10 protein-coding genes are annotated in these 7,185 nt (G+C 50.5%); 8 read left to right on the top strand and 2 right to left on the bottom strand.

Translation table 11 applies throughout. The annotated features are described in order from the left end of the window. Together JUJ53_RS00980 and JUJ53_RS00975 are read right to left on the bottom strand one after the other, a co-directional pair. Positions 1–579: transposase (locus JUJ53_RS00980; protein WP_204150119.1), on the bottom strand; the 579-nt coding region annotated here is incomplete at its 3' end. A gap of 155 nt (positions 580–734) precedes the next feature. Further along, entirely contained in the window at positions 735–929 is a 195-nt protein-coding gene (locus tag JUJ53_RS00975) for a DUF2892 domain-containing protein (RefSeq protein WP_204150118.1), read from the bottom strand. 411 nt (positions 930–1,340) lie between these two features. On the opposite strand from JUJ53_RS00975, the gene JUJ53_RS00970 reads away from it, so the two are divergent. From JUJ53_RS00970 to JUJ53_RS00935, 8 genes are all read left to right on the top strand, one after another. Then, positions 1,341–1,523 carry a CsbD family protein gene (locus JUJ53_RS00970; protein WP_204150117.1) on the top strand — a complete coding sequence of 61 codons (183 nt, stop codon included), beginning with the start codon at positions 1,341–1,343 and terminating at the stop codon, positions 1,521–1,523. A 133-nt stretch (positions 1,524–1,656) separates the two neighbouring features. Next, entirely contained in the window at positions 1,657–1,818 is a 162-nt protein-coding gene (locus tag JUJ53_RS00965; protein ID WP_204150116.1) for a CsbD family protein, read from the top strand. Positions 1,819–2,197: 379 nt separating this feature from the next. Beyond that, positions 2,198–2,554, top strand: coding sequence for a hypothetical protein (locus JUJ53_RS00960; RefSeq protein ID WP_204150115.1), 357 nt, complete (start codon positions 2,198–2,200; stop codon positions 2,552–2,554). A gap of 38 nt (positions 2,555–2,592) precedes the next feature. Further along, entirely contained in the window at positions 2,593–3,216 is a 624-nt protein-coding gene (locus JUJ53_RS00955) for a DUF3365 domain-containing protein (protein ID WP_204150114.1), read from the top strand. A gap of 33 nt (positions 3,217–3,249) precedes the next feature. Next, the gene (locus JUJ53_RS00950; protein WP_204150113.1) at positions 3,250–3,789 is read left to right on the top strand and encodes a DUF3122 domain-containing protein; all 540 of its coding nucleotides are present in this window, start codon (positions 3,250–3,252) and stop codon (positions 3,787–3,789) included. Positions 3,790–3,860: 71 nt separating this feature from the next. After that, positions 3,861–4,346: a DUF4079 domain-containing protein gene (locus JUJ53_RS00945; protein WP_204150112.1), complete on the top strand. Its 486-nt coding sequence runs from the start codon at positions 3,861–3,863 to the stop codon at positions 4,344–4,346. 127 nt (positions 4,347–4,473) lie between these two features. Beyond that, positions 4,474–4,944 carry a Dps family protein gene (locus tag JUJ53_RS00940; RefSeq protein WP_343327869.1) on the top strand — a complete coding sequence of 157 codons (471 nt, stop codon included), beginning with the start codon at positions 4,474–4,476 and terminating at the stop codon, positions 4,942–4,944. Between the two features lie 152 nt (positions 4,945–5,096). Further along, positions 5,097–7,139: a phosphoketolase family protein gene (locus JUJ53_RS00935; RefSeq protein WP_239124682.1), complete on the top strand. Its 2,043-nt coding sequence runs from the start codon at positions 5,097–5,099 to the stop codon at positions 7,137–7,139. Positions 7,140–7,185: the final 46 nt, after the last annotated feature.

The raw sequence follows: 7,185 nt of genomic DNA, 5'->3' as shown, positions 1-7,185 counted from the left end.
CAAGCGATTCATCATGGCGGTGTAGAACAAACCCAGAGGAACGGCATTAAGCATCACCAAAAGCTGGGAAGAGCCCAAGATAATTGTCACCTGACAGGGTGGTTCGTCATCGTCATCGTTATCGCGCTCAGGGGCTGATGTCGATGTTGATGTTGATTCAGAGGCGGGCATTTCAGCCATTGCCTGTTGCGCAATCGTATCGTTGATGGCGTTGAGGATATCGAGGTTCAATCGTTTGCGGAAATGGACGAGGCTGGAGGCATCGAAGGGTGGGCTATCTCGATAGTCTGAGAAGCCTAGGAAGTATTGCAAGTAGGGGTTCTCTCGGATCTGTTCGACGGTTTCACGGTCGCTAGTGCCGAGGCGTTGTTGGATGGTCAGCGAACCGAGGGCAACGCGAAAGGATTTGGCGGGGGTGCCTTGCTTGGCATCAAGTTGCTTGGCGTAGTGGTCTTTAAGGTCGTCCCAGGGGATGAACCCGGCGAGTTTGACCCAACGATTATCGCCGGAAAGGTGTCCACCGAAGGGCAGATAAAAATCTTGGAAGGATAGTTGTCCGGGGCTAGAACGACGATACATGGCGAGCTAAGGTGCAAGGGTTTTGCGGTCTTTCACGTGATCTCTTTGCACTTTATCAGAGGGCGATCGTCCACGAAACTATTCCTTACAGTTTGTTGCTCTTTTTTCAGCAAGCCCTAAGTATTGATGAGTGAATTTCCTTAAAGTTGCTTGGCCTAGCTGGTATGAATTCCCAGGAGACGATAAAGACCGCAAAAGCCGACCAGCGATGTAACCATCAAGACACCACCCGCAACCACTAGCCCGATACCCAAGGCAGAGCCGCTGTAGAGGAACAGTCCCAAATAAAACAACATCGAAGCCGACAGTAGGCGGATCAGGCGATCAAAGGTACCAACATTCGTTTTCATAGCGATAGTCTCCAGTCCTGAGTAATTGCTTGAGAGCCTAGCCTGGTCATATAGCAGCGATTCTCTAGGCTCTTAGCTTGAAGTTTGCAACTTTGGTTTCATGGTATAGCTAATTGGTCATAGAATGTTAAATGAAAGAAAATGAGCTTGATCAAACTTGCTAAGTCTTTGCTGTGTAAAGCTTTCAGAGAGAAGAGGATTGGTGATCGTCCAGTGAGGCAATTAGGCGTTGGCCCTTAAGACTGGCTCACGTCTCAATTAAAGCTCTATAACTAATCTGTTCTGTTACGTTTAATATCAAACTCAATCAATTTACCCAAATCATACAAAGAAACAACCCATCATCTGTCAGCATAAAATTTGAATCCAGCTCAAGTAATTCTTTCATCAGTTTCAGTTGAGGAATAGGTCATGAGCGTAGAAGATAGAGCCAAGGCAACAGCCAAAAATATTGAAGGCAACGTCCAAGAAGCTGTGGGGAATCTAACGGGAGACCCTAATACTCAGGCAGAGGGCAAAGCAAAGCAAGCAGAGGCAAAGGTTCGGCATACGGTCGAAAATATAAAGAAGGAGATCAAAAAGATAATTGACTGAAGCCTGCTTAAAGAGCCAATCCTTTTTCTTGCCCCCCTCTCTATTGGTTGATAGGGAGCCAAGCCCTCATTAAGGTTGGGCTAACTCTTTGGTTTCACCCAGTCATGACCAGCTCTATGCTTCAGTAGCAACTATGGATCAGGCTAAAGCAACGGCTAAGACGATTGAAGGTAAATACCAGGAAGAGATTGGTAATATGACCGGCGATCTCAAAACCCAGGCTGCTGAAAAAGCCAAGCAGTTTGATGCTAATACTCAAGAGGCAATTCTTGAAAGCATTAGACCTTATCGGTAATTAGTTGCTCGACATCCAAATGGATGTAGTAACCATAAGATCGATCGGTTTCGGTCTAAGAATTGATTGCTTTTCCTAATTCCGATTAAGTCTATTGATAATCCTAACTATCAGCCTGATGGGAAAAACTTGATAAATCAAGACCGTGAAGCTGTGAAATGTCTAGAAGCAAATGTCAGGGATTGCTTCGATCAAACACAGGAGACTGACCAGGCTTGACTAACCACTGTAGATTGCATTAACAACTGAGACAATGGGCACTGGTCTCTCAACAAGTCATCGACCGGTTCGAGGTATCGAAAGCTTTGAAATAAAAGTTTTCTGAAACTTATCTCCTGTTAGTATCCCAGCGCCACCACTATTAAGCAGGACTACAGCAATGACTACCAAACATGAATCTCAAGACTCTATTCCGCAATATGACGCGCACCTCATCCCGGCTGAATCTGCTGCCCGCCAGCATCGAGAAGGTAAGGGTTTTGGCCACACTCCCCATGATGAGCCGAATGGTGAATCGAGCCACACCACAGATGGCTACACCGTAGACAGAGAAGGGTTGATCAATAACTACGGGATTGAGCCAGAAATGTACGTCGAGGTGCCCGGAGATCTGCGTGAGCAAGTCGCCCAAGATGCGACAGAACGTGTCCATGAATTGCAAGAGTTATCTGAAGATGAGGACGGCAAACTGACTACGGAACATGATTGGCGACACAAAGGCCCAGGCTTGATTTAGGGTATATCAGATCAAGTTTATCTCAGGAGAAAGCCCCGATGCAGACGTTATTCCAGTTCGTTCTGAGCCTTGGTCTGATGATGAGTGTCAGCCTGTTGCTGATCGGCTGGTATCCGGCTCCTGCCTCCGCTGCTCCCATCATCTCTAACCCCAATGAGCTGGTGCAGGTCGTTCAAGAGATTGAATCGCTGGATGCCATGCGCTCTAGGTTAGCCTCTTCCCTGGAAGGGAGCACTGAAGTACCGACGATGCAAACCATGAAAGACGTCTGCCGCCCGGTAGGGATGCGGGCCATGCAGCTGAGCCAAGAGCATGGCTGGCAGGTTAAGCAAGTCGCGAAGAACTATCGCAACCCAGACCATGCCCCAGGCAACTTGCACGACCAGATGGCGCTGGTAAAATTCAACCAAGAGCCAGAACTGATTGGTTTTTGGGATCAAGAAACCGTGGATAAACAGCCAGGAATACGCTACTACCGACGCATTGATGTAGAAGCCAGTTGCCTTGCCTGCCATGGGTTGAAAGATCGCCGTCCGCAGTTTGTCAAAGATGGCTACCCTCAAGATTTGGCCTACAACTTTAACGTGGGCGACCTGCGCGGTATGTATGCCGTTTTTATTCCCGATGATATCCAACGTGCCATTCAAAATGCTACCAATTAACACCACTACCAATTCAGTCAAGGAGTAGTAAACATGATAACTATTCTACGTTTTATCGGATCAACATTCATACTTGGGATATTAGCTGGGGTGTTGATGATGAATTTGGCGATCGCTCCAGCCCAAGCAATCACGCGCCAGCTAGAAGAAGCGCCGGGGCAGAAGGTCTACCAGTCGGAGGTTTACCAGTCTCGCCAAACGCTCAAGGATCAACAGGGCAACAGTTGGCAAGCGATCGCCTTCAAACGGACTCATCCTGAGCACGTCGCCACGATGTATTTGCGTCTTGTTGGGTTTCCAGGAACCGCAAATATCGATCATTCACAGCCACTCACCCTCATCGACTCGATGGGGAAAACCTTCACTGCTGCAGATGTCTCCCAAGATATGTTCATGGATCAAGCCCAAGTGGGGACAGATGCCGGAGAGTATAATTTGCAGCCGATCCTGATGCAGTTAGAATCGGCGATTCCATTGCGGCTCGTCCTTCCAACCCTCGACCAATCAAAGATTATCCTGAATGTTTCTCCGGATGTGGTTGAAGAATGGCGATCGCTCACGGATCAACCATAATCCCTACCTAGCCAAGAGTAATGCCGTAATAAATTAATTCAAGATACATAAACACTCTAGGAATAAGCATCATGAATTTGGAAAATCTAGCGGCACTTAAACCCTATCTCAGCTTTTTTCACCCCGTTATGATGTGGATTTTGCTGGCCCTGGCACTCTACACCCTATACCTGGGAGTACAGGTTCGGCGGACAAGACTGGCAGAGGGAGAGCCTAAGAAGGAGCTGATCAAGGGTCGGTTTGCGATTCGTCACCATCAAATTGGCTCCATCTTTTTGGCCCTGATTGTCATGGGGGCGATCGGCGGCATCACCGTGACCTATATCAACAGCGGCAAGATTGTCATTGGGCCCCACTTGTTTGCGGGGTTAGGAATAGTCGGTTTGGTGACCACCTCTGCGGCGCTGGTTCCTTTTATGAAGCAGCATAACTGGGTGCGCAGTGTCCATGTTTCCTTGAATCTGATTCTGCTGGGACTGTTTGGCTGGCAAGCCACAACCGGGGTGCAAATTGTACAAAAAATTGTCAGCCAGATGACCTCAAATGGTGCTGGATAAGTAAGTCTTCATGTCTTACTCAGCCAAGCAACTACGTTGACAACATCGATAGCTCAATTTTATCCAGATGGACACTTTAGCTCACTCAACTCGACCCAACGCTTAGGAGACTCATACTATGCAGACCATGCCTATCCATATCGGTATTGAAGAACAAAATCGCCGCGAGATTGTCCAAGGTCTTTCTCACCTGCTGGCAGATACGTATACGCTGTATTTGAAGACCCACAACTTCCACTGGAACGTGACTGGCCCCATGTTTCGGACGCTGCATCTGATGTTTGAAGAGCAGTATATTGAACTAGCTTTGGCCGTAGACCTGATCGCTGAACGCATAAGAATACTAGGCTTTCCGGCTCCGGGCACCTATGGGGAATTTGCTAGGCTTTCTTCAATCAAGGAAGAAGAGGGTGTACCGAGTGCTGAAGATATGATCCGCAAGTTAATAGAAGATCAGGAAGCCGTTGTCCGTACCGCGCGATCGCTCTTCATTGTACTGGAGCGATCGCACGATGAGCCGACCGCAGACTTACTGACCCAACGCATGCAGGTGCATGAGAAAACAGCGTGGATGTTGAAAAGTTTACTGGCGGAGTAGGGTCGAACAGCTAACTATCCACAGTCTATTAACAGGTTGATCCGTTAGGAAGGCTCAATCGCGGATAAGGTGGTGCGGCTTCTTCGCGATCGCCAAAAGCCTTGATTGACAGCACGACCCTCTAGTGAACATAGAAAAGCAGGACTTCAACCATGACAACACAAACACTTGCTCCAGACCTGCTTCACACAATAGATGCCTACTGGCGGGCTGCCAACTATCTCTCCGTGGGGCAGATTTATCTTTTCGACAATCCGTTGCTCAAACGTCCGCTCACAATTGCAGATATCAAGTCCATGCTCCTGGGACACTGGGGCACGACACCGGGGCAGAATTTTATCTATGTGCATCTGAACCGGGTGATTAAAAAATATGACCTCGACATGATCTATGTCTCTGGCCCCGGCCATGGTGGCCCGGCGGTCGTCGCTAACACCTATCTGGAGGGCACCTATAGCGAGATCTATCCCGACATTAGTCAGGATGAGGCTGGACTGCAAAAGCTCTTTCTGCAATTTTCGTTTCCCGGCGGCATTCCCAGCCATGCCTCGCCGGAGTGCCCCGGATCGATTCACGAAGGCGGCGAGTTGGGCTATTCCCTCAGCCATTCGTTTGGGGCGGTGTTCGATAATCCTGATCTGATCGTGGCCTGTGTTGTCGGTGATGGCGAGGCGGAAACCGGGCCACTAGCCACGTCCTGGCAGTCCAACAAGTTTCTCAACCCTGCCACCGATGGTGCGGTGCTGCCGATCCTGCATCTGAACGGCTATAAAATTGCCAACCCGACCATCCTGGCCCGCATTGAGCCGGAAGAGTTGGATCAATTTCTACGCGGCAACGGCTGGATACCCTATTACGTCGAGGGCGATGATCCTGATCTGATGCATGAAGCCATGGCGGCGACACTCGATCAGGTGATTGAGGAGATCCAACGCATCCAGCATGAAGCTCGCACCTTAGAGAAGACCAAACGCCCGCGCTGGCCGATGATTGTGCTGCGATCGCCCAAGGGCTGGACGGGGCCAAAATGGGTGGATGGCGTGCAAATCGAAGGCACATTCCGGGCGCATCAGGTGCCGCTCTCCGATCCGCGATCGCATCCCGAACATCTGACCCTGTTAGAAGACTGGCTGCGCAGCTACCGACCGGAGGAACTGTTCGACGAATCGGGACGGTTGAAACCGGAACTGGCAGAACTTGCTCCCAAGGGCGATCGCCGCATGGGAGCCAACCCCCACACCAACGGCGGCCTGCTGCTGCGCGATCTGGTCATGCCAGACTTTCGGGACTACGCCGTGGACGTGCCTACTCCCGGCTCGGTTAAGGCTGCCGACGCGCACGAACTGGGCGTATTCCTGCGAGACGTGGTCAAACTTAACCAGGAGCAGCGTAATTTCAGAATTTTTGGCCCTGACGAAACCCTCTCCAATCGCTTGGGGTCGGTGTTTGAGGTCACCGATCGCCAATGGGATGCCCAAACCCAAGATAACGATGAGTTTCTTGCTCTGGATGGTCGGGTGATAGAAATGTTGAGTGAGCACCAGTGCGAGGGCTGGCTGGAAGGCTACCTGCTCACGGGGCGACATGGCCTGTTCAACTGCTACGAGGCGTTCATCCATATCATCGACTCGATGTTTAACCAGCACGCCAAGTGGCTGAAGGTGACGGCAGAGCTGCCCTGGCGACGACCGATCGCCTCCTTAAATTACCTGCTGGCGTCCCATGTCTGGCAGCAAATGCACAACGGATTCACCCACCAAGACCCAGGGTTTATCGATCACGTTGTCAATAAAAAAGCCTCGGTGGTGCGCGTCTACCTGCCGCCCGACGCCAACTGCCTGCTGTCGGTTTGGGATCACTGTCTGCGTAGCCGCCATTACGTCAACGTGGTGATTGCAGGTAAATATTCCGCCCCGCAATGGCTGACGATGGACGAAGCGGTTAGCCATTGCACCGCAGGCATTGGCATTTGGGACTGGGCCAGCAGCGACGGCGAACCCGATGTGGTGATGGCCTGCTGTGGCGATGTGCCCACCCTAGAAACCCTGGCGGCTGTTTCGATGATGCGGGAGCAGTTGCCCGATTTGAACATCCGCGTGGTCAATGTCGTTGACCTGATGCGACTGCAACCGGAACTTGAACATCCCAGCAATTCTCAGTATGACGATTCAACTGGTATTGGGCGGGATGTCTAGCTCTAGACCTTCCAGCATGAAGGTGAGCAGATGATCCCAACTGTCG

Origin of the sequence: Leptolyngbya sp. CCY15150, assembly GCF_016888135.1 — a bacterium.
GTDB lineage: Bacteria > Cyanobacteriota > Cyanobacteriia > RECH01 > RECH01 > RECH01.
Note: the sequence above shows the minus strand (reverse complement) of the source record. Positions and strands in the feature narration are given on the sequence as shown.